The organism is Photobacterium angustum (assembly GCF_002954615.1).
Classification (GTDB): domain Bacteria; phylum Pseudomonadota; class Gammaproteobacteria; order Enterobacterales; family Vibrionaceae; genus Photobacterium; species Photobacterium angustum_A.
The window spans coordinates 939,264-962,952 of the sequence record NZ_MSCJ01000003.1 but is presented as its reverse complement, the minus strand read 5'-3'; the positions used below and the strand labels follow the sequence as shown (position 1 = coordinate 962,952).

24 protein-coding genes are annotated in these 23,689 nt (G+C 38.3%); 10 read left to right on the top strand and 14 right to left on the bottom strand.

The window, feature by feature from the left end:
- Positions 1-138: 138 nt before the first annotated feature.
- The 4 genes from BTO08_RS19085 to BTO08_RS19070 all read left to right on the top strand — a co-directional run bounded on the left by BTO08_RS19085 (position 139) and on the right by BTO08_RS19070 (position 5,542).
- Positions 139-3,879, top strand: a complete 3,741-nt coding sequence (locus tag BTO08_RS19085) for a YdbH domain-containing protein (protein WP_105062170.1) — start codon at positions 139-141, stop codon at positions 3,877-3,879.
- A gap of 17 nt (positions 3,880-3,896) precedes the next feature.
- Entirely contained in the window at positions 3,897-4,154 is a 258-nt protein-coding gene (locus BTO08_RS19080) for a YnbE family lipoprotein (RefSeq protein WP_198038508.1), read from the top strand.
- Positions 4,135-4,476: a YdbL family protein gene (locus tag BTO08_RS19075; protein WP_105062169.1), complete on the top strand. Its 342-nt coding sequence runs from the start codon at positions 4,135-4,137 to the stop codon at positions 4,474-4,476. The genes BTO08_RS19080 and BTO08_RS19075 overlap by 20 nt, the downstream gene beginning before the upstream one ends.
- Positions 4,477-4,591: 115 nt before the next feature.
- Complete coding sequence (locus BTO08_RS19070; protein ID WP_105062168.1) at positions 4,592-5,542, top strand: YeiH family protein; 951 nt, start codon at positions 4,592-4,594, stop codon at positions 5,540-5,542.
- 81 nt (positions 5,543-5,623) lie between these two features.
- On the opposite strand, the gene BTO08_RS19065 is transcribed toward BTO08_RS19070, so the two are convergent.
- The 6 genes from BTO08_RS19065 to BTO08_RS19040 all read right to left on the bottom strand — a co-directional run bounded on the left by BTO08_RS19065 (position 5,624) and on the right by BTO08_RS19040 (position 11,082).
- Positions 5,624-6,229, bottom strand: a complete 606-nt coding sequence (locus BTO08_RS19065) for a sugar O-acetyltransferase (RefSeq protein ID WP_105062167.1) — start codon at positions 6,227-6,229, stop codon at positions 5,624-5,626.
- Between the two features lie 159 nt (positions 6,230-6,388).
- Positions 6,389-7,231, bottom strand: coding sequence for a tetratricopeptide repeat protein (locus BTO08_RS19060; RefSeq protein ID WP_105062166.1), 843 nt, complete (start codon positions 7,229-7,231; stop codon positions 6,389-6,391).
- 257 nt (positions 7,232-7,488) lie between these two features.
- Complete coding sequence (locus BTO08_RS19055) at positions 7,489-7,719, bottom strand: hypothetical protein (protein WP_105062165.1); 231 nt, start codon at positions 7,717-7,719, stop codon at positions 7,489-7,491.
- 176 nt (positions 7,720-7,895) lie between these two features.
- Complete coding sequence (locus BTO08_RS19050) at positions 7,896-9,266, bottom strand: histidine-type phosphatase (RefSeq protein ID WP_105062164.1); 1,371 nt, start codon at positions 9,264-9,266, stop codon at positions 7,896-7,898.
- A 111-nt stretch (positions 9,267-9,377) separates the two neighbouring features.
- Positions 9,378-10,688 (bottom strand): Y-family DNA polymerase, encoded by a 1,311-nt coding sequence (locus tag BTO08_RS19045; RefSeq protein ID WP_105062163.1) that lies wholly within the window; start codon positions 10,686-10,688, stop codon positions 9,378-9,380.
- Between the two features lie 13 nt (positions 10,689-10,701).
- Complete coding sequence (locus BTO08_RS19040; protein WP_105062162.1) at positions 10,702-11,082, bottom strand: LexA family protein; 381 nt, start codon at positions 11,080-11,082, stop codon at positions 10,702-10,704.
- A 302-nt stretch (positions 11,083-11,384) separates the two neighbouring features.
- On the opposite strand from BTO08_RS19040, the gene BTO08_RS19035 reads away from it, so the two are divergent.
- A complete protein-coding gene (locus BTO08_RS19035) occupies positions 11,385-11,936 on the top strand; it encodes an SPOR domain-containing protein (RefSeq protein ID WP_105062161.1) in 552 nt (183 codons plus the stop codon).
- 122 nt (positions 11,937-12,058) lie between these two features.
- On the opposite strand, the gene BTO08_RS19030 is transcribed toward BTO08_RS19035, so the two are convergent.
- Entirely contained in the window at positions 12,059-13,399 is a 1,341-nt protein-coding gene (locus tag BTO08_RS19030; protein ID WP_105062160.1) for a DEAD/DEAH box helicase, read from the bottom strand.
- 223 nt (positions 13,400-13,622) lie between these two features.
- Here BTO08_RS19030 and BTO08_RS19025 point away from each other — a divergent pair, with 223 nt between their 5' ends.
- Positions 13,623-14,222: a DUF2238 domain-containing protein gene (locus BTO08_RS19025; RefSeq protein ID WP_105062159.1), complete on the top strand. Its 600-nt coding sequence runs from the start codon at positions 13,623-13,625 to the stop codon at positions 14,220-14,222.
- A gap of 93 nt (positions 14,223-14,315) precedes the next feature.
- Here the strand turns inward: BTO08_RS19025 and galE are convergent, their stop codons facing one another.
- Positions 14,316-15,335, bottom strand: coding sequence for a UDP-glucose 4-epimerase GalE (gene galE / locus BTO08_RS19020; RefSeq protein WP_105062158.1), 1,020 nt, complete (start codon positions 15,333-15,335; stop codon positions 14,316-14,318).
- Between the two features lie 271 nt (positions 15,336-15,606).
- Here galE and BTO08_RS19015 point away from each other — a divergent pair, with 271 nt between their 5' ends.
- The 4 genes from BTO08_RS19015 (at position 15,607) to BTO08_RS19000 (ending at position 19,025) form a co-directional block, all read left to right on the top strand.
- Positions 15,607-16,530 (top strand): alpha/beta fold hydrolase, encoded by a 924-nt coding sequence (locus BTO08_RS19015; protein WP_105062157.1) that lies wholly within the window; start codon positions 15,607-15,609, stop codon positions 16,528-16,530.
- Positions 16,531-16,765: 235 nt separating this feature from the next.
- Entirely contained in the window at positions 16,766-17,818 is a 1,053-nt protein-coding gene (locus BTO08_RS19010) for a GGDEF domain-containing protein (protein WP_105062156.1), read from the top strand.
- 12 nt (positions 17,819-17,830) lie between these two features.
- The gene (locus BTO08_RS19005; protein ID WP_105062155.1) at positions 17,831-18,346 is read left to right on the top strand and encodes an NUDIX hydrolase; all 516 of its coding nucleotides are present in this window, start codon (positions 17,831-17,833) and stop codon (positions 18,344-18,346) included.
- Positions 18,347-18,470: 124 nt separating this feature from the next.
- Positions 18,471-19,025, top strand: coding sequence for a manganese efflux pump MntP (locus tag BTO08_RS19000; RefSeq protein WP_105062154.1), 555 nt, complete (start codon positions 18,471-18,473; stop codon positions 19,023-19,025).
- A gap of 180 nt (positions 19,026-19,205) precedes the next feature.
- On the opposite strand, the gene BTO08_RS18995 is transcribed toward BTO08_RS19000, so the two are convergent.
- The 6 genes from BTO08_RS18995 to BTO08_RS18970 are packed head-to-tail and all read right to left on the bottom strand — an operon-like array spanning position 19,206 to position 23,636.
- Positions 19,206-20,120 (bottom strand): metal ABC transporter solute-binding protein, Zn/Mn family, encoded by a 915-nt coding sequence (locus tag BTO08_RS18995; protein WP_105062153.1) that lies wholly within the window; start codon positions 20,118-20,120, stop codon positions 19,206-19,208.
- 12 nt (positions 20,121-20,132) lie between these two features.
- Positions 20,133-21,008: a metal ABC transporter permease gene (locus tag BTO08_RS18990; RefSeq protein ID WP_045082039.1), complete on the bottom strand. Its 876-nt coding sequence runs from the start codon at positions 21,006-21,008 to the stop codon at positions 20,133-20,135.
- Positions 21,008-21,766: a metal ABC transporter ATP-binding protein gene (locus BTO08_RS18985; RefSeq protein ID WP_198038507.1), complete on the bottom strand. Its 759-nt coding sequence runs from the start codon at positions 21,764-21,766 to the stop codon at positions 21,008-21,010. The genes BTO08_RS18990 and BTO08_RS18985 overlap by 1 nt, the downstream gene beginning before the upstream one ends.
- Positions 21,763-22,671 carry a metal ABC transporter solute-binding protein, Zn/Mn family gene (locus BTO08_RS18980; RefSeq protein WP_105062152.1) on the bottom strand — a complete coding sequence of 303 codons (909 nt, stop codon included), beginning with the start codon at positions 22,669-22,671 and terminating at the stop codon, positions 21,763-21,765. The genes BTO08_RS18985 and BTO08_RS18980 overlap by 4 nt, the downstream gene beginning before the upstream one ends.
- A gap of 57 nt (positions 22,672-22,728) precedes the next feature.
- On the bottom strand, positions 22,729-23,316 hold the full coding sequence (locus tag BTO08_RS18975; RefSeq protein WP_105062151.1) for a DUF6162 family protein: 588 nt from the start codon (positions 23,314-23,316) through the stop codon (positions 22,729-22,731).
- On the bottom strand, positions 23,313-23,636 hold the full coding sequence (locus tag BTO08_RS18970; protein ID WP_105062692.1) for a hypothetical protein: 324 nt from the start codon (positions 23,634-23,636) through the stop codon (positions 23,313-23,315). Before BTO08_RS18970 ends, BTO08_RS18975 begins: the two co-directional genes overlap by 4 nt.
- Positions 23,637-23,689 lie beyond the last annotated feature (53 nt).

Below are 23,689 nucleotides of genomic sequence, written 5' to 3'. Positions count from 1 at the left end.
CTATTTAAAGCTATAAATAACCCAAATATGACAAAGCAAAAAACAATCACTTTACTATAGGGCTATAATCTTTAATATCAATAACATGATAACGGTTTTCATTGTGTTGTTACACTTTTACGGATGAGTTTGTATTCTATGTCGAATGACAGTCAAAAAGATAATAAAGCAGAAACAAACTCAGATGTAGCACAGAATGATCATACTAATGCGGTTTCGCGCCCTAAGCGATTCCGCCGCTTTCTATTTTGGACAATTTTACTTTTTACCACACTTCCGCCTGTCGTACTTTCTGTATGGCTGAACAGCAAAGGAATTCACCTCAACACCGTTTCAGGCTTGCACTTCAAACATGGGCTTTCCGCCAAGAAAATCGCTGTCAGTATTAATGATACTCAGCTGGAGTTTAATAATTTATCTCTTCAACGGCGTCGTGATAAAACCAGTGGAGATGTGTCATATCATATAGTGGCAACAAAAACGAAACTGATACTTCCTCCTGCGGCAAAATCAATGCTGAAAGAGAACAATGTACAACTTAACTACATTCACTTTTACGACGCAGATTTTAAATTTACTCATTTTAAGACACCTTTTCGTTTTTCTGCCCATGCGCGAAAAGTAACAGCATCTGCGCTGCACACTAACAGTGTAAGCGGGTGGCCTAATGCTATCCAGATACTAGAAGATGTTAACGTAAATTTTAATAGTGATCCTGATATTGCATTATCTGGCACAGTAAAGCACGGTGTGATAACCCTGTTTTTCCCTGACTATAACCCTTCTCCTCATTATCGTTTACCTTTTGACGATGGTGATTTTTCTATTGCTTGGAAGAAGGATTCAACCCCACTCAAAATTAATATCGGCTCTTTGGTTCCAGAGTGGGAAACCTTATATTCAATTTTAGAAAAGCAAATCATTACGAAAATGGCTTTCGCGATTGATTTCCATGACCCAATAGATTCAATGGTGTTAACCACTGATAAATTCCATATTGAAGAACCTAAATATTTACCTCAATTTGTTGAGCGCGCCGATATTAATAATAAGGGCTACCACTTAGGGCAAACCATTGCCAACTTAGCGCAATTACCGATGCACAAATTTAAAGTGAAATCTTTTACTTACGGTGATTTAATTTTAGATGCAAAGGTGGTGTTAGAAACACCACTCACAAATACAGATGGTAAGACGGAACAAAAAAAGCATAAAAAGAAAACAGCTAAAAAACTGGCGACTCAAAAACAAATTGATAGAAAAAAGGCAATAGATCAAGCTAAACAACAAGCAAAAGATCTCAACATCACAGAAGAAGCACGAACAAAAGCGAAATTTATTGTTCGTGGTAAAGCCCTTGCGCCTAACCCCTACGATCTCGATGTAACGGTTCGTCACTTAACTAAAATTGATGCATGGGTTAATACCCACCTAACACGCAGTGACGGTAACAACCTTTACTGTGAGTCTAAAATCCTCTTTAAACAGCCATTACCTACCTACTTCAATTGTAATGCTAACTTCAAAGACACCAAAGAATTTACAGATCGTCTCGGCTTAACTGAATTACCTAACGCAAAGATCAATGGTCCACTGCGTTTTTGGGCTAAACAAACATCAGCTCCTATTGATGCGCCTAAAAATAAAAGCATGCTGCTTAACAACAAACTTGCTACTGCTTATTATGATGTAGGATTTGAATTACCTGAATCTTTTGAGATCGCCTTAAACAAGTATGCTCTCCCTGCTGGCTTATTCAAAAAATTTAGTGGTGAACACGCAGATCAACGCAAAAACAAACAACTTGCTGATGTAAAAATGATCAGTGATGGCAAAATCGAATTCAATGTTAACTTCTATGACAAGTTGTTACGTGTCAATTTAAAAGATGACAGTAAGAAAATTAGTTTTGTTAATAAAAAAACGCAATCGGCTATTAATCTAAATTTTAAGGATCTCAGCTGTCTTTACCCTAATTTGCAATGTCATATTAATGCAGAGATTGAAGCTAAAGCCGATAAGATTTATCCCATGCCTAATAGTTTGATAAAAAACTTCAATTTTCGCACCAACATGGTTGCAACATGGGCTAACAACCTCTTAGTCGCCAAAATGGCGAAGAATAATATTTCAATGGATAATGTTGATGTTCAAAGTATTCCTGGCTTTCAAAAGAGTCAAAGTAAGAACGTTAACTTCCAATTAGATTCATTAGTCGGACTCTATACACAAAATAAACAAGGCACAGTTGGTACATTTACCATTTATCAACCTGCAGAAACAAAGGCATCACTGAATTCTGAATTTATAGTAAACCGCCAAGAAGAAGCATATTCAGGTAAAAAAAAGCATCAATCGTTAAGTCGTTATCGAGCAGATCTAGGGATCAAAGTTAATAATTTTTACCTTAGCCAAGATCTGAAATTAGACGATGACGCTTTATTAGAAGACGTGAAGCCTAACGCTGATAGTGCTAATAAAGAGCCGTCATCAAAAGTGTGTAACCCTGCTATAGTAAGCCTTTATACCCCACCGTATAAACGTACTCGCTCATACCGTGTTGAAACACTAATTAAAAATAACGTTTACTCAGTAACGGCTCTACCACAATCGAATGTTTGTAAGGGAATGTCACATTTCACTGCGCCATTACGTGACGGAATTGATAATCCAGACGCTTTTTTGACCAAGTCTGTCACCGATACATCAGGTAATATAAAGAACAATACAGATAGTGACGTCACGCTTAAACCACTGAACATTAGGTCTGATTACGGTATTGTTTTTAATGTTCAACGTAATCAATTAAAGCTGGGTAAAATTTATAGTGATGGCCATGTACAACTATTAGGTAATGAATTAACCCTCAACAACCAATTTAAAAACAGCAGAAAGGCTTTATTTGCAGATATTGATTTACACTCTAATTTTGACAGTGGTAATTCCCACATAAAGTTACAGCGTCACACATTTAACTTTACACCAGAGCAAGATCTAAAAAGCTATTACATTCCAGTATTGCCGATTGATTTAAATATTACCCATGGTCAATTAACCACAAGTGCCGATATTCATATAAATAAAGACGCACAAATTACAGGCTCTATTGGACTATCAAGCAAAGGCATTACTGGGGCGTATGAAGGTTATCGCTTCGGTAACGTTTATAGCAATGTACAATTAGAACTCATGGCTTCTAATTTGAAAACACAAGCACCGCTGGAAATCTCTGCCGATTATCTTGATGTGGGTATTCCGATGTCAAACCCTCGTTTTGTTGCTGATTTTGATACCGCAAAACATTATTACCATATTGCACACGGTTCAACTGAGATTTATGGCGGTAATGTCACCATTACACCACTTACTATAACTAGCCTTAGTAATATTAAAGAAGTGCCCTTAAAAGTAACGGGGATTGACTTAAAACGTGTCATGGCGATTGCGGATCAAGACAATATAGAGCTAACAGGAAAAGTAGATGGCGTTATTCCTATTGCGCTTGATAATGGCAGTATTGTAATACGTAACGCTTCGCTCGATACCCGTAAACCCGGCGGCGTACTACGCTACATTGAAGGCTCGAGCATTGATAAGAAAATTAAAGAGGCGGATGCGTCAAGTCCGCTCAATATTGCAAAGGTTTTAGAAAATTACCATTATAATAGTATTACTCTTGCCTTTGATTACGCTAAAAATGGTGATCTTTCATTAAAAACAAAAATAAAAGGTCAAAATCCAGACTTCCAGAACGGACGTAAAATCCACTTAAACGTTAATTTAAATGACAATATCCCTAAATTATTGCGCTCAAAAGATATGATTTATTCATCAAATTTAGTCGCTCAGATCAAACAACAACTTGGCATTCAAGAATAAGAAGACAAATACCACATATGACTATCTATAAAAAACATTGCCAAAATCACGATAATAAGAACCACTCTTATGGTCATTTTTCAGCAATAAAAGCCGCTTTTCTGCTATTAGGTCTTTCGAGTAGTATTGTAATCAGTGGCTGTACACCAAAGGTTGAGGTTGCACTTTCAGAAAAGCCGATCGTTATTAACCTTAACATCAATATAAAACATGAAATCAATGTGAAAGCCGATCGTGAAATTAATGAGTTATTCAATGACAAAGATATATTTTAAATTCGCTCTAAGTGTGCTGACTGGGCTAATGCTATTGTCGTCAGTAGCTCATGCATTAACGTTACAACAAGCTAAACAACAAGGACTGATTGGTGAGGCTAATAATGGGTATGTTGCAAGTGTACAACCTACGCCTTCCCCCTCTTTACGAGCGTTAATTGACTCAGTGAATAACAAACGTCAACAAGGCTACTTGCAAATCAGCAAAAAGAATAATCTATCATTAGATGAAGTGAGTAATATGGCACAAGAAAAAGCGGTTAAGAAAACCTTACCGGGGCAGTATTTTCAAACTAAAACGGGGGATTGGGTGAAAAAATAAACCCTTACTTATGTTAAGTTTTTCTTAACCCCACGCTCAGCCTATTTAAATCTTAACTGTTCAGTATTCAGCGTATAATTCCCTTAATTATAATTATATTTTTATCGCTATTACTATGCCCATCATTGATAACTTCAAACGTCTACGACCAATGGACGCGATTTTTATTTGTACTGCATTATTATGTTTACTACCTATTATCAGTTCGCCAATCGCTTTAATCCTTGGTTTTCTACTTGCCAGTTTTGGTTTAGTCCCTTCACAATTTAATATTGCCGCCCTAACAAAAAAACTTTTATCTTATTCCATTATAGGCTTGGGCTTTGGTATTCATTTAAATGAAGCAATCGAAGCCAGTAAAGCTGGATTAGGTTTAATCATTTGTTCTATTTTCTTTACGCTTATTCTAGGTTGGATTGCTACTCACTTTTTATCACTAGATAAGAAAACCGGTCATTTGATTGCCTCTGGTACTGCAATTTGTGGTGGCAGCGCTATTGCGGCTGTTTCTCCTGCTATTAATGCAAAAGATGAGCAAACATCACTTGCCTTAGCAACGGTATTTGTCTTAAACGCTGTCGCACTATTTGTATTTCCTGCTATTGGTCATTTACTGGATATGAGCCAACACGCTTTCGGGACATGGGCTGCGATTGCCATTCACGATACCTCATCTGTTGTCGGTGCTGCTGGTTCTTATGGTGATGAAGCGTTAAAAACAGCAACAACGTTAAAGTTAGCGCGAGCATTATGGATCATCCCCGTCGCTTTTATCAGTGCTTTAATTTTTAAAGGGAACAGCAAGAAAATCGCGGTACCTTACTTTATCGTTTTATATTGTGTTGCTATCTTAATTGCGCACTTTTTACCGCAGTTTCAATCTGTTTACGATATGATTTTTGTAGCTTCTAAGCGTTTGCTGGTGGTGTGTTTATTCTTAATCGGCTCTGGGATCACTGTTAATAAGCTAAGAAATGCGGGTCCTAAACCGATGTTATTAGGTGTACTACTCTGGCTTGCTATTGGTATATCCTCATTAATCTATATTGAAATGTTTATCCCTTAATTTTTCGCTATTGTCTAAACAAAGAGCCAGACTATATGTCTGGCTCTTTGTTTTTATACGCTGGTTGGCAGCCCTTGAGTATTACATTTCCATAATTGGACGCCACATTTCTTCAAGCTCTTGCTCTGATGGCATTTTACCGTGCTCTATTTTTTTGATTACCCTGCATGGATTACCTGCCGCAACACAGTCGGCAGGAATATCTTTCGTTACAATACTTCCCGCTCCAATAACACTTCGATCACCAATCGTGACACCGTCTAATATTATGGCTCCCGCTCCTATCCATACACTATCGCCAATAGTAATAGGGTTAGCGACAGCAATAGGTAAGACTCTTTCAGCAATATCTAATGGATGACCAGCAGTACTAATAACCACATTTGGTCCAATTTGAACGAACTCTCCAAGCATCACTGGAGCAATATCTAAAATTTTAACGCCTGCATTAAGAAAACCACCACGTTTGAAATGTATATTCTTCCCCATATCACAATAAAATGGCGGAAGAATAGTAACGCCATTTACCGAGCCCAATAGCTCAGACAGAATACGATGATATTTTTCTTCTTCTGATGGTCGAGCATGGTTAAAGTCATACAGTTTTTCTTTAACACTTTGCTGAAATTGGACAAGTTCTGGGTTAATGGGTAAATGTACGGAGAAATCTGATAGTTTGCTGCTCATCCTTGCCTCTAATACCAATATACATTTCAATATAGGAAATAAAGTATCTGATAGCGCAGAGATTTTATATAACAAGAAACACGGATAAATAAAAAAGCGGCAATCATTTTGCCGCTTCGTGATAGAGATCTTAATTAAAAAGAGTGAATATAACTTTGTTTATTCAGGTGAATGTAATAACAAGTCAAAACGGCTGTTACCATGAAGAATATCGAGATCAGGCTCATCCGCAATTAAATCACGAATAGATGGGCTGGCAATAATCGCACGCTCTAGATCTTCAATCGCTTGTTCTTCAATCCCTAATCGAGAATATGCACAAGCACGCTGATAAAGTGCAGGACCATTGGTGTCATCGACCTCCAACACTCGATTACATAAACTCAGTGCCCAATGGTATTCCTTAATTTCCATTGCCGCATCTGCTTTATAGGTTAACGCTTCAAGATCACCGGGACGAATAAGTAAAATTTCGTCATACACGCCAATACGCTGTTCTGGGGTTTGAGAACTTTGAGCACGTAACCAAAGGTTATGAATTTCGTTAATTTTTTCAATTTCTTTATTATTTTCACTAATGATGCGTGTTTTACGTTTTAAATCACGCTCAAGCGCTAAAAACTTCTTTTCATATTCTTGAGCTATTTTCTCTAATCGTTTATCTGCCATTTCAGTAGTATTACTTTTAAACTCACGAAGTGACTGCCAGCCAACAAAAGCAATAAGAGATGCGACACCAGCGATAATGTAGAAAAAATAAGTGACGGTCACATTCGCATAATTTAATGATTTATCAGCAACCGTTAATTCACGGTCGGTTATTTCTATTACCATTCGGCGTTCAAGATCTTGTTGTGATTCTCTTAAACTTTTCAATTCATCAAGAATGTAACGTTCCATGAACGGTTTTTCTAACATGTCCGTTTCTGAATATTTTTTTTCACTTGCCTGTACGGAAAAACAGAGAAGTAGAGAAGCTAATAGCCCTATAAGCAAGCGCATAAGTATTCCTTTAACATAGGTAAACAATACAACTTCTGAAACCATAGCAAATGGAGGGACTAAATAGCAAAAAGAGAGGATAAATTGCTGAAAAATGGATATATAAGCAGGTTAATAGAAATATATCGAATAATTAATCATCACTTTCTAGTTTTGTAATGATTGAAATAAGACCATTTACTCTTTTAAAATGTCTAGCCCCCTATTAAAAAACTAAATAGAGGTTATCAATAAATTAACATTACGCACTCACAGTATTATGGTTCGATTTTAACCCTATCGGATCTAGATACAGTTTGAATTGCGTGATGTTTACTCTCATCAACTTTAAGCCATACCACTGTAATAAGAATAACAAAGGCGATTAAATCGCAAATTGCACTGATTAATCCTGATGTCATTAGCGAAGCAACTATTAGCCCAATCGCAATCAATGCGGCTGTAATTCTTAGCTTTTTATCATTATTTTTATCTAACCATTTTTTCATACTTCACTCCTATCTGCTGATTAATAGTAATAGAGTGATGAAGGTTGAAAAATATCGATTGAGTATTTGATAGAGTAAAATAGTCTATCAAATACTCGTTATTAAATGTGAGTATTAAAAAGCGAACATACTATTTGGATCTTACGATACAGATAGACTATCAACTCGGTTAGCGATTATTGCTTATAGCAACGCTTTAATTCACTAAAGCGATAGAAATAGCTCCCAGCCTCAATAGGGTGACATGATGATTTAAAGCCAATTTCTTTTTCGTTATAAAGCATTTTCACAAGCAAATCATCAGCTTCACCACGATACACATCCCACTGAATATTACTGCTATAAGGTGCTACCCATTTACCGTGCCAATCATTGTTGTCGTAACTAAAGGTCGTTTGAGGATCAACACCCTCTTCACTACCTTTCAATTGCATATTGGCAGCAAAAGGCATAATAGTTTCAGCATGGGCAAAACGTACTTTTAGTGCCGCCTGCTCATTACCTTGTTTAATTTTTTCGATTTCATTGAAAAAGTCATCAACCAATACCGATGCCATCTTGTAAGTAATATCAGTACTGTTAAAGCTTGGGCCTTTTTCATAAAAATCTTCACCATCTAATACATAGCTTAACCATTGAGTTTCTTCTGGAGTAAAGAATTGCTCAAAGTGCCAAGGTTCTTCACCTGCTTCTTGTGCCATACCTGATGCAATTAAGTAGAGGTTAAACAAATGTATTACTGCATCGACTTCATTTTCTGCCAATAACTCATCAGGCTCTTCTGTTGAATAAAACTTCAGTTCACCATTTACTAATTGTTGTACAAACTCAGGACTATAGATACTTTCTAATACTTCTTGTGCTACTTGATGAGATTTCTCGCTATCGAATAAACGATCAATAGCCGCTCTTAATGCAGCGTCGTGATCAACATAGTCATTGTATTCTTTGTTTTCTTTATGGAAATACAACTGCGCTTTGTTAACTTTTGGTTCTAACAGTAAATCGGCGAGATCTTGGTTATTTTCTGTAAAACCTTCAGTAAAAGCATTGGCACTTGCCAGTGCGCGATCTTTACCTGAATATTCCACCACAATATGACGTTGATTTTCTATTGCTTGATCAACCAAAGAATGATTGCGCTGTGCTGCACGCTTACCAATCGCCAACAATTCATCATGACCTAAACCGGATAAATTACCGTAACCTAACGCTTCGTTAGCTGCAGTCATACGTTCGATTTCAGCACCTAGCTTTTCACCTAATGGAGTAAGCGCACCTTGCTTTTGTGCCTCACGCCAAACTTGCATTGAAATATCGTCATATTTAAAACTGGAAAGTGCACGGGAGCCATGACGAGAGACCAACTCAGAATAAACTAACTCATAACCTTGCGGTGCTTGTTGGTAACTACTGAGTTTCTGCTGTGGCGCATAAGTTGTTTTTGTACCAAATTGATACTCAGTAACGGGATCGGGTTTATCATCTGAATGACAAGCTGTGATCCCGATAACGCCCAGAGCACAACACAAAGCAAGATAACGCATATAAAACCTTAATGTTCGTGTAAAAACTCGAGATTAAGCGAGTTATGTGACAACTTATCTTTATTTAGGTCAGGCTTTTGTCAACTTAAAACTATTCGCCGCGACAGAGGTTTAACATTTCGCAATCGGTAATTCATCAAGTCGTGTAGTCCAACGGTTAGAACGATGTGCTTGCTTCATATGCCAGTTAGAGGTGGCGATAACAGATGCGGGTTTAATTCCATTCTTAAACTTCGCATTCATCATATCTGTGATTGCCATTAACTCTCGACGTTTAGATTCATCATAAGCACTGGTATCAAACATATCTAATTGAAAACTATTATTTTCAGCTGGCGTCAGTTCATCTAATATCACACCAACTTTTTGATACTCATAGCCTTCTTTATAGAGCTGTTTAAGCTGCTGTAATGCTGATTCAATAAACTTATAGTTATCTTGGCTTGGACACATAAGTGCTACTGCACTACTACGGTTTCGCTGTGGTAATTGCTTATAGCTATTAGTACGTAAGAACACACCAACAATATTGGCTTGGCTTCCTTGTTTTCGCAGTTTTTCTCCCGCTCGTTGGCAATGAAAAGCCAAAGCAGATTTTAACTCTTCAAACTCGGTAATGCCTTGTCCAAAACTTCGACTCGATAAAATTTGTTTTCGGGTTTCATCAATATCCCCAGGCGCAATACACGCAACGCCTTGCAATTCCATTATTGTTCGTGCAAGAACGACATTCCATACTCGACGCATTTCTGGTGCACTCTTTTGGGATAGTTGTAATGCATTATCAATACCTAATGTACGTAACTTCGTTGCCGTTTTTGCCCCTATTCCCCAAATATTTTGAATATCTGTACGAGCTAATAACCATTCCCTTTTATAATCACTGTCGATTTGAATGACACCATTTACCTGTCGCTCATACACCTTAGCTGCATGATTGGCTAATTTTGCCAAGGTTGGTGTAGCACCAATCCCTACGCGAACAGGCAATCCAATATTTTTATAAATAGTGTCTTTAATTTCGCGACCATAATCTTGCAATTGTTCTAACTTAAAACCATCTAAACGAACAAAGGCTTCATCTATTGAATATTGTTCAACACACGGAGAAAATTTAGAGAGTTCTTCAATAAAGCGACGACTCATATCGGCATATAAGTTGTAATTTGAACTACGTACCTGAACACCTTTCATACGAGCTTCTCGTTCAACTTTAAACCATGGCGCACCACGTTGAATGCCGAGTGCTTTTGCTTGATCAGAAAGAGCAACACAACAACCATCATTATTAGAAAGTACAACTAAGGGCTTATTCACTAAGCTTGGATCAAACAACTGTTCACAAGAACAATAGAAACTCTTAGCGTCCACTAATGCCCACACTTGTGCGTGTTTACCTGTAATAACTTCAGACATTGTCATTTCAAATACAGCATTAAAGTAAATTGTGAATGTTACGGGTCACGACACCAAAAATTTCAGCATCTTGAGGTAGAGGAAATGATTTCATGGCTGAATTTTCTGCTTTTAACCACCAAGCATCATTTATACGAACTAAACGTTTACAGGTAAACTCATCATATATACGTGCAATAACAATTCGCCCAGGAATCACTGTTTCAGCTCGATCAACCACCAGCAAATCACCATCAAAAATTCCAGCACCAATCATAGACTCACCAGATGCCCGTAAAAAGAAAGTAGCATTCGGGTGACGAATCAAATACTCATCAAGATCTAAACTCTCTTGATGCCCATCAGCAGGAGATGGAAAACCACACGCCACTGATTCAATAAAATACGGATATGCTGTCATTAAACAGGCCAAAAAATAACTGTACATTTATACAGTTTAATACGAATAATACTATAAGGTCACTTTTTTATTGCTTTTCTCTCACTGCAAAAATCTATTGTTAATGAAACATATTAAAAACTAATAAATCAGTATTTTAATCGAATGAAAAATCATCAAACAGCGTTTTTTATACTATTTTAATGCGGAGAATATGCTTTTATTAGATACAATGAATAAACAAAATTTGATACTGAATATTGAAACCTACTCCTAGGCTTTCCTCGATATAGTATCTACTCTCAAAGATTATGGAGACACGTATGACGTTGCTGACTCGTAAGGCAGTTACTCTTTTAGGCCTATTAGCTCTATCTGGTTGTGCATCTTCTGATAGCCCATGCGATTCAGGTTACCTTATGCCATCAAAAATTGATGGTGCTAATTTTCAGTGTGAAAAGCCAGCTGATACTGTCGTTCCTGAAACAACAGTTACGCCACCGCCAGTGATTGATAGCGATTATATCGACAACAATAATGCGCATCTTGAAGATGAAACATCAATGACTAATGACCAAGCATTTGGTGATATTTCCCCTTCTCGTTACACAGTACAAATATTAGCACTAAGTGAAGAGCGCAATTTACGTGGTTACCTACAACCAATTACAGGTAATGAGCCTATCTGGGTTAACTGGAAACGTGTAGATGGTCGTAACTGGTATGCTGTCATTTATGGTAACTTTGCAACTAAAGATGAAGCTCGCCAAGCTATACAAACTCTACCTGCATCTGTTCAAGCACAAGGACCATTTCCATTAAGCTTTGCTACGGTTAAAGCTGACAAAGAAGGTCAGGTATACCAACTTCGTTAATCAACCTTTGATTACGCAATAAAAAACCAGCCTTAGTGCTGGTTTTTTATCGTCTATCTTTTTTAACAGACAAAAAAACCAGAGTCATACTCTGGCTTTTTTGCAGTGATTAAATAGAGAGCTTATTCGCCATCTTTACTCACGTCTGTATTGCGCTTTTTCTTCGGCATAAATACGTCATTACCCACCGCTTGGTTTTCGTAAAAACGTTTATCCACTTTCTTCTTAGCACGAGGAGCTTGCTGCTTCTGAGCAACCACTTTATCGCCTGTTGGTTTCTTCTTAATAAACTTCTTCTTAGGCGCAGGTTTCAACCCTTTAAACTTACCTTCTAACCCTTCGATAGTAGTAAATTCAATCTTCTGTTTTAAGAATGCTTCAACGTTTTTAAAGCTCTTCCAGTCTTTAGGGCCGACTAGTGATACAGCATCACCTTTGTTACCCGCACGACCAGTACGACCTACACGGTGTACATATTCTTCCGCATGTTTAGGCATATCGAAGTTAATAACCAGTGATACGTTATCAATATCTAAACCACGAGAAGCAATATCCGTTGTAACAAGGATCTTATGACATGTGCGCTCAAATTGGCTCATGATGCTATTACGTTGGTTCTGGTTTAAGCTGCCACTTAATGCAACGGCTTTTAGCTTGCGCTCGTTTAGTTCAGCGGTTAAACGATCAGTATCAGCACGGGTTGCAGTAAAGATGATAACTTGTTTGTAATCTTGGGTTTCTAAGATTTTATCCAGTAACGCTTGTTTATGATCTAAATGGTCACAAAGAATAAAACGTTGAGTAATATCTTTATGCTCTTCCGCTGAGTGACCAATCGAAATACGCTTAGGGTTATCAAGCATTTCGGATGCAATTTCAACTACATCTGAATGGTCTAGCGTTGCAGAGAACATTAACGTTTGACGACGACGGTGATTAGCCGCTTCGTTAATACGACGAAGTTGTGCTTCAAAACCTAAATCAAGCATACGGTCTGCTTCATCAAGGATTAGCATTTCTAAACCGTCAAGGTGCGTACTACGGTGCTCTAGGTGATCAGCTAAACGACCCGGTGTTGCGACAACAAACATAGGGTCATTACGAAGTGCTTTAACTTGATCATTAAAGTTTTCACCACCAACAATCAAGGTGCCGTCATAAGGTGTACCTGCATTTAACGTGCGTAATTGAGCAAAAACTTGTTTAGCCAATTCACGCGTTGGTGTCAGGATCAGTACTCGAGGATCACGACGTGTAAATGGCTTACTACGATACATACGCTGCATTGCAGGAAGCAAAAACGCCAATGTTTTACCGGAACCCGTTTTCGATGAGGCTAAGATATCTTTGCCTGCGATAGCAACAGGAATTGCTGTTTGCTGAATTTCGGTTGCTCGATCAAACGCCAAGTGATTGATTTTTTTCAGTAGGCGTGGGTCTAATCCAAGATCTTTAAAATGCAAAATGACGCTCCGGTAAAAACAACTCTTTGGATAGAGTTTACAGTTAACTATGATGAATATCACAATAACGTGAAAAACATTAGCCGTGGATTATAACACAAGTTCTGATTAAGAAAGCATATTTACCTTTTTCATTTTCTCATAAAGCGGTAGATAAAAGCGAATTGGAAAGAAATGAGCATTTAGTCTAATCTAGCGAAGATTTATTCAATAAGGATGTATGATGTCAGAAAATAAATTCCCATTATGGTTAGCCGTTTCCTATACCCTCTTTTTCATCATTTTAGGAATTAACCCTGTTTTTAGAGAAGTATGGATAGCAGAAGCCATTCCGCTGATCATTATTTTTGGATTACTCATTTTCACTTTCCCTTACTATCGTTTTAGTAACCTTGCTTACGCTTTAATGGCTGTATGGTTAGTACTACACAATATCGGCGCTCACTATACCTTTGCGAATGTCCCATTTGATTGGTTCAACGATTTAATTGGTTCCCAACGTAATAACTTTGATCGCCTTGCCCACTTTTCGATTGGCTTTTATGCTTTCCCTATTGCTGAATATTTAGTGAGAAAAGACCATTGTAAGCCGCTTATTGCCGGTTTATTTGGTTTATTTGCTGTCATGGCGGTAGCTGCTGGCTATGAGATCATTGAATGGTGGTATGCTGCAAGTGCTGGTGGTGAAAGAGGGATTGAGTTCTTAGGCTCTCAAGGAGATATTTGGGACGCTCAGAAAGATATGTTAGCTGACACCTTAGGTGCCTTGTTCAGTTTAATCTTATTCTTTATTTTCAAAACCTATAAGCAAACCGAAGATTAAAATATCTGCGGTTAAATGCTCATATCCAAAAGGCGCTCACTTCAGTATAAAGTGAGCGCCTTTTGATTATTTGTAATTCACTCTTAACGCTAATTATTCCGCGTCTGGATAACCATTTGGGTTAGTCGACTGCCAGCGCCAAGTATCTTGCGTCATATCATCTAAGGTTAATTTCGCTTCCCAATGCAACTCTGCTTTTGCTTTTGCAGGATCTGCCCAGCATTCAGCAATATCACCTGGACGACGCGGTGCAATGCGGTACGCTACTTCAACACCTGATGCTTTTGAGAATGCATCAACCATTTGCAGTACGCTGTTACCATTACCTGTCCCTAGGTTATAGATATGTAACCCAGCTTCAGAGCCTTTATGGTTCAGTGCTGCTAAATGACCATCGGCAAGATCAACAACGTGAATATAATCTCGAACGCCAGTTCCATCAATAGTTGGGTAATCATTACCAAACACAGATAGGAATTCACGGCGACCAACTGCAACTTGAGAAATAAATGGCATCAAGTTATTCGGAATACCTTGTGGATCTTCACCCATGGAACCTGATTTGTGCGAACCAACAGGATTAAAATAACGCAATAACGTAATACTCATTTCTGGATGAGCGTGTTGAATATCGGCTAAACATTCTTCAACCATTAGCTTACTACGACCATAAGGGTTGGTCGCACTGGTTGGAAAGTCTTCTGTAATTGGTACAGAAGCAGGATCGCCATAAACCGTTGCTGATGAACTGAAGATTAATGCATTAACACCAGCCGCACGCATCGCTTCAACAAGCACTAATGTACCGTGTACATTATTATCATAGTATTCAAGAGGCTTTTCTACTGACTCACCCACAGCTTTTAAACCCGCAAAGTGAATAACGGCATCAATTTCATTTTCAGCGAAAACACTATCTAAAAAAGCACGATCGCGAATATCACCGTGATAAAAAGCAGGTTTAATGCCTGTTAGGTTTTCAATGCGACCTAAGACTGTTTCTTTACTGTTATACAAATTATCGACAATAATCGGTGTCATACCAGCTTCAATCATTTGTACACAAGTATGGCTGCCGATATAGCCCATGCCACCAGTAACTAAAACACGCATAGTGTCTCCTAATCCTTAAAATAGAGGCTATCGCATTAATACAAAGGAATATTAAGCCGTTATATTAAATGGATAATCAATCAGTTGACGATGATTATCGTGATTCATCGCCATAGTTTCAAGTCAGTTCTTCTTAATATTACCATCGAACGCATTTAATCGTTATTATCTATGTTTACAATTACAAACAATAACTTCGCTTTTAATGACTTGCCCCCTCATTATAAAACACTGTATTATTATTCGGTGCTTTTTTAACTATCGAGTCACTATGAAACGTTTATTACCTATAACTATGATGGTATGCAGCTTGCTTCCTCTTCTCAATGGCTGTGAAGTGGTTCAATGGAAAACCGAACATGATCAAACCGTGCTGCATGATGATGGTTTTACTAAACATTCCCTTGCATTAAAAGAAGGCGGAACGCTGACTTACTGGGAAGGTGGACAAGGTGAACCTTTATTATTATTACACGGTTTTGGCGGTACAGCAGCGGCAACATGGAAAGCTGAAATGCTTGAATTAAGCAAACATTACCATGTTATCGCGCCTGATTTACTGTGGTTTGGTGAATCACAAAGTAAAGCAGAAGCACGTTTAGCGACTCAAACCCAAGCAATATGGCAACTTGTTGATCACTTAAAACTACAAAAAATCAATGTTGCTGGTATCTCATACGGTGGTTTTGTTACTTACGATATGATGACGACACCAGAGCGGATTAATAAAGCCATTATCATTGCTAGTCCAGGCCCGCTTTTTAGCGACAACGATTTAGCTGATTTGGTTAAACGTGCCAATGTGAATACACCAGAAGCGTTATTTGTGCCAAGCGACTCTAACGGTATTCGCCGTTTATACGACAATGTTTTCGTGAAGAAAAAGCCAATGCCGGATTTTGTTGCAGAGCAAATCTATCAAGGTTATTTTTCACAATGGAAGCCAGAACGCACAAGTTTGATCCAGACGCTACCATTAGATCGTGATCGTATTCAGCAATTCGATCCTACTCATTTGCCGAAACTCATGCTCATTTGGGGTGAAAAAGATAAGATATTTCCATTATCTAATGGCATCAAACTCAGCAAATATACTCAAGCACCCATCGTGGTTATCCCAAATACCGCACATGGTGTGACTAATGAGCAACCAGAACTCACCACAGAACTGATTAGTAACTTTTTACAACAATAATCAGTAAGTAGTCATAAATAAGAGGGAGGAAACATTCTTCCCTCGATATCACTGGATAGTAACGTTACTAACAAGTTAGACAAAATACATCCTTGTTATCCATCCTTATTGGTTATTGATAAAACTCGTTACATTAATTTTCAAAAAAAATTAGACATCGAGTGAAACACTGCTATTCTCGCTCAGTGCACAACATGCTGTATTCTTTAATTCTGTGCGAAGGCGTTTCCGACTTATGACGACATTAATCAAAAGCAATCAGCTTCATCCCACCAATTTTGCTTATATCGAACTTAGCGAAAAAACACTTAAAAAGCAGCTCGCATTACTTTTCCCCTTTTCTGGCGCTATTTGTGCTGTCATTGCATTTACTTATTTCGTTTCTGATGCTGAGTTTTATTTCACACTTGTCGGTCTCGTTGGCATGTTCCTTTGTTATAGCCTTGCTATCCTTAATCGCTCTATTTTTTCAGCTAAAACCTTATTCTGGATATTCCTGATTGCGACAACTTTAGTCTGTACTAGTGGGTTTTATTTTGAAGGCGCACGCCACATCAGTAACACAATTGGATTAACCATCCCTCTGTTGTGTTTTTTCGCTTTAAGAATCAAAACAGCAGCATGGTATAGCACTCTATTTGGTTTTATCTATATCGTTCTAAGTATTTCTGAAATTGCCAATAAGCACCTACAAATATCATCTGCATTACAAAACATCAGTGCTTATTCAATTATTTTTGTGATGGCATTTTTGCTTTCTCGCCATCGCTATGATGCCATTATGCAAGTTAAACGTACCACAACGCATGACTACTTAACTGGACTTCTAAGTCGTGAAGGCTTCATCCCTCTCTATCTTAATGAGTCATCTCGTTGCAAACGCTATCGTCGTGATATATCGATGCTACTGATTGATATCGATAACCTTCGCGAAATTAACGACCGATACGGACTCGATGTGGGTGATAAAGCAATTATGATGCTGGCAAAATGTATGAAAGAGACCTGCGATGCCGATGTTCAAATTGCACGCTTAAGTTGCCAAGAATTTTGTATTCTTATACCTAATGCAGATCTCCAAAAAGCGGAATTTATAGCCATTGCATTACGTAATGAAGTCGCTAAATGGACTTTGGAGCTAGAATCTGGTCATAAAATAAATATGACGATCAGTGTCGGTATAACCACCGTTGAATATCAAGATTTTAGATACGACTACATTAAAGCTGAGAGTGCATTGATGCGCGCGAAACGTTGGGGATATAATCAAATAGCAACCAATGAATAAAGGTGCTAAAGCATGTCTTCAAAAATACTTTGCCAATGGAAATGTTTTTCAGTTGAAGAACAAGAGCACGTACTGCCGAATAATAAACAAGTAACATTTACTTCAATTAAACATCCAGGGGCTGTGGTCATTATTCCTATTAATAACCAAGGGCATCTTGTTTTAGTGAACCAATATCGTCCTGCAATTAAACAATGGATTTTAGAATTTCCAGCCGGAACAATAGAGCCAAATGAAGATATTTTTCTTTGTGCGAAAAGAGAGCTCGCTGAAGAAACCAATTTAAAAGCAGAAAGCTGGCAGTCATTAGGCGAATTACTACCAGTACCTAGCTTTTGCGATGAGATCCAACACCTTTTCATTGCAACGGATCTTGCCCCAACAATTGGCCAGCTTGATGATGATGAGATTATCGAAGTTGTTACCCTTTCGGTAACTGAACTCGAGCATAAAATTGTAAAAAATGAAGTTAAAGATAACAAAACTCTGTCTGCATTTCTTAAAGCACGTTTAGCTGGACTCCTATAAATTTTTGCGCTGGAAGAATATTTCAGCGTACAAAAAACCATATCTGGAAAATAACTACCCATACATACTGATCGTAGTTCTCACAGTAAAAGATTATAAAGAATACTTTATGGAATGATAGTTGATGTCTATCCTACTCGCATTATTATTTACCCTATCCTCTAACCTCGATAATTTTGTTATGGGTTTAACATACGGAGTTAAAAGTGTAGATATTCCTCTTTCATCGAATATCATCATTTCATTTATTACCACCTTCATTACCTACTTATCCATGCTGTTTGGTCAACTGATCACTCACCTTGTTCCTCACAAATTCTCGAATGAATTAGGTTCAATCATTTTTATTCTAATGGGGGCTTGGTTTATTGGTTCAGATTTAGTTAAAAAACAACAGATAGCACAGGAGAAACCCCGTGACCTAAGCATCAAAGGCGCGGTTATATTAGGCTTTGTACTTTCAATTAATAATATTGGAGTGGGTATTCTTGGTAGTATTACTCACCTAAGTATCATGTTGGTTGTAACATTAACCTTTATTACTGGTGTTGGACTAACCTATGCCGGTAATAATTTAGGCAATTACGTGATTGGTAAAGTAATTGGTAAATATAACAACATCATTTCTGGCGCATTACTCATTGGGTTAGGTGTACTGTCTTTGATTTTCACATTCTAGCCAATGAAAAAAGCCCAGCACTAAGCTGGGCAAAGCAGTGCTACTTAAACTCTCGTATAAAACAGAATAAATAAGTAGCTACTACGTCATAAGCAGTGGACGCTTAGACTATTTAAGTATTGCAATTAATCGCTACACTTTATTTACAAATAAATGAATACACAGCAAAAATATCCTAGTTTAAAGTTTTACTTCCCAGCGTTTTAATGGCTGTTTGGTATCAATACCACCACGTCCCCAACGATCAAGGCTATCAATCACAATAACTTTAGTATCGGCAGAAACGAATGGTTTCATATTTTGACTTAACGTCTTAGTTGTCAGAATAGTTAATGAAGGATCTTCTTTTAACAATCGGCTTAATTGCGCTTTATCGGCATCTGTCCATTCCAATTCAGGCTTCGTCATACGCTCAACAACAAATAGCTGATTACCTGATGCAAAATCTTCTAGCTCTGCAGAAAGTAATACAACAGCATTAACATCCGCTTGTATAAGAGTGTCTTGTTGACGATTAATCAGCTTACGAACATCTATCATTAAAGCTTGTTGATTCTTTTCAATTTGCAGGGCTTTTTCAGGCCATAAACGCTGGAGATCATCGCTTACAATTGCTGCCATGCGCGTTAAGTTGGTCGGATTTAACCATGCATATAACGACGTATTACCATCGGATAAACGTAGTGCAGCTACACCTTGTGCGCGTGGCGAAATTGCTTGAGATGCGTCAATTTCAACAATGTTTATATTGCCCTCACGAGCATGAACAAAGAGCGGATCATTCGGCCAAATTGCTCCTAACGTAATCGCTGCTTTTGCTGTTTTACTAGCATTTGAAGCAACATCAGCCCCTTTGGTTGAAAACCAGTTAGGTAAACGCGTTACACCGTAGCGTTTAGGAGGCAAATACTCTGTCGTGATCCCTGTCTCTTTGGTCAACTCTGTCGCTAACATATAAGTCACAGGCGTTGCTGTTAAAATATCTTTGGCGTAAGCAACACTTGTTGGCATTAAAACGGCAGCACTTAAACAGGCACCGAAAAAAACAGTTTGCGTTTTGCGCATGGAGGTAGAAAATTTATTCAACAAAAACATGTGGTTTCCTGATTAACTTTTACGAATAATGCGGTACATCGTTGCTGACATGAAAAAGATAGCAGAAACAATAATAATCGCAGCGCCTGATGGGACTGGAAGTTTTAATTCCATCGGCAATACCGTACCAATAACACAACTTATTGTGGCTAGTAGAGCCGACAATAAAACAAAACTGCCCATATTCTTGGTTAATAACCGCGCCGTTGCGCCAGGGATCAATAGCAACGCACCAACCAACACTGCCCCAACAATTTTCACAGATGCTATAGTGACCAGCGTTATCATCATCACAAATAGGTAATCGTAAAAATTGGTTTTGTAGCCACGAACTCGGGCAATATCAGGACTAATACAGGTTAATAAAATCCGATTAAACGTCGGTATTAAGAGCAATACAATTAAGGCACAACTGATCGCAAGAACAATCAAATCTTGATCTGTTACCGTTAGGATTGAACCAAACAAGACGTTTTCTAACATGTGAATATTGATCTTACGTGCTACATACATCAACAATGCAGCACCAACCGCTAATGCTAACGCGAGGAAAACACCGACTAATGTGTCGTAAGGAACATTAGTTCGATTTCGCACGAAATGCAGCAATAAAGCAAAAATCATGCAGAAGCTAAATAAACCAATGAATGGATTTTCTGGTGGCTCGCCTAACAATACACCTAAGGCAATACCCGTTAGAGCGGCGTGGCCGACTGCTTCAGAAAAGAAAGCTAAACGTTTAGCAATCACTAAAGTACCTAAGCCACCTAAAAGAGGCCCAAGCAACAGTGCCGCTACGATTGCATTAACCATAAAGGCATAAGAGAAACTGTCACTTAACCAACCAGCATCAACACCGAGTTGTGCCCAATGTCTTAATAGTTCCATTACGCCACCTCTGATTGATTAGACGCAGAGACTGCTGGCTGAGAATAATGATTAAACAAACGTTCAATCTTCTCTGGTACCAATACTTGACTATAATCACCGCTATCAACTAACACGCGATTGACCACATGAACTTGCGCTTCTAAACGTCGAACCGCTGTCACATCATGATGAACCGCTAATACAGTTTTACCTTGGTTAACAAATTCATGGATAAGCGATTCTAAATAACGCACCCCCTGCTCATCCATACCCGTCGTTGGTTCATCAAGTACCAGTAAATCAGGATTATCTAATAGTGCTTGAGCAAACAATACACGCTGCTGTTCACCGCCAGATAATTGCCCCATACGGCGATCTGCACGGTTCGCCATACCGACACGATCAAGTTGTGTTAATGCGATTTGTTTATCTTTCTGACGTTGACGCCAAAACAAAGGTGAACGAGTTTGATTTAATAAAATAAAATCCATCACTGTTAACGGTAAACTTTGTTCGAACATTGCTTTTTGTGGCACATAACCAATCGTACCGGCTTTTCCGTTATTAACTGATTCATCCCATAAAATATCAATTTGCCCACGAAACGGCGTTAAGCCTAAAATAGAACGTAGCAGTGATGTTTTACCGCCACCATTAGGTCCCATGACCACATGGCATTGTCCACCGTTAAATTGATGAGTGATTTCAGATAAAATCTGATTAGGACCGTATTGAAGGTTAACGTTAGTTAACTGAATGCTAGGACCGATGATCATGCTTGATCCTTATTTGCAGCAAACTTTATTGCTTCAACTAATGTCGCAAGGTTTTCTTTCATCTCAAGTTTAACTTTCTTACCGTCATACTCTCCATGTGTCATGTGAGAAAAACGGTATAACTGAACACCTGTTGCTTTTTCAATGGTATCGACATAACGATTAGGCATGTTCAATTCATAAAACAAAACGTCAATGCCTGATTGTTTAATTTTCTCAATTGTTTCTTGTAGTTGGCTTGCACTTGGTTCTACACCATGAGCAGGTTCAATCACCGCAGCAACATCAACACCAAACTCTTGTAATAAGTAGCCATACGCATTGTGCGTAGTCGCAACTTTCATTCCCGCTGTATCTAAATCCCCCAGCGTAAGCATTGCATCACGCTTCATTAAACGAAATTGTTTGGCATAATCGCGGGCATTTTTTCGATATTCAGCGGCATTGTCAGGATCAATTTTCGCCAACTCATTAGCAATGGTATAAACCTTCTGAATCGTGGTAGATAATCCAACAAACGTATGAGGATTCACAGCGCCATTACCAACCGACTGCCCCATAGCAGGCAACAGTGGCACATCATTATTAGCTTCAATTACAATCAAATCATCACGATCTGCTGCTTGGATAACTTTCAACGCAAAATCATCGTGACCGATACCATTAACCACAATGATATCCATCTCTTTTAGACGTTTAAGATCATTAGGTTGAGGTAAATAATTATGGGGATTAAAACCTGCATCAACCAATGGCAAAATTTCTGCTTTATCACCAACAACCGCTTTTACATAACTGTAATAAGGCTGCAAAGTAATACCAATGGTCTTTTTATCAGCAGCAAAGCTATTCATACTCACAAGCAATGCTATAGCAGTAAGGCTAGATTTAATTAATTTATTCATTGTTATCTAAATCTCGGTACAGTAAAGATTAACGGCAATAAAACCAAAGCGCCGTTATTAGTGATTATGTGATTCGTTATTATTAGGAGAATCGTTAAACACAATTTGTGTCCAACCATTATCGATTAAATGTTTTCCATCAAAATCGCGTAATGCATTGGCATCAAGTAAGCTCACATTATCGTCCATCGCGAGCCAAATATCGGGAGACGCTGAATGACTATTAAGCACTACCGACATCGAACCTTTATCATCTGCTCTCACACCTTGATAGACAGCATCAGTGATCAATGCCCACTGATGACGACCTTTTCGTTCCCAGCTTTTATCTGTCACAAAAGGAGCAATCCAAAACTCTTGAAGCTCAGATATTTGTGGCCATTGACCAACAGCAGCACCTAACTGGCTATCTTGATATAAGTTACGGATTTCTTCATGAGCAAGCCGTAATTCCGCAATCATAGCGATCTCTTCAGCGGCTAAATCAGTAATTGAAACTTGATGCGAAAGCAGTGCCGATTTTGGTTGCTTAGTTTGGTGATAAGGAAGTAAAACAAAAGACACCAACAAGATTAATCCAATACATAAGGCGACCCACTTACCTTCTCGATCTCCATTATCAGAGCGAACAGTTTGACGGATCATTTTTCTTTTATCTCAACAACATCGACTTCAACAGGATTCTCATGTCCAGCATCAAAAACCAAATAAAAGTCAGTATCAGGCTTGGTGAACTCAGCGATCGAGCGTTTATCTGTCATGCCTTTCGCGATTAAGTTATCGTCGTAATCAAACATATCAACGTTGTATTCCACCGCGGTACTGCCATCACTATAACCAGCTTCACACAACACTTTATCGGCTTCAAACCAACAACTCATTAGCGGAAAATGAGCAAGTGCTGGCGTTGAAAAAGTCCCTAAACAAAGTAAAGATGCCGCAATAATGGATGATTTAATTGTCATAAAAACCTCAAACAAGCCCAAAGACAGGCTTAAAGAATGCATAGATCAAGGCG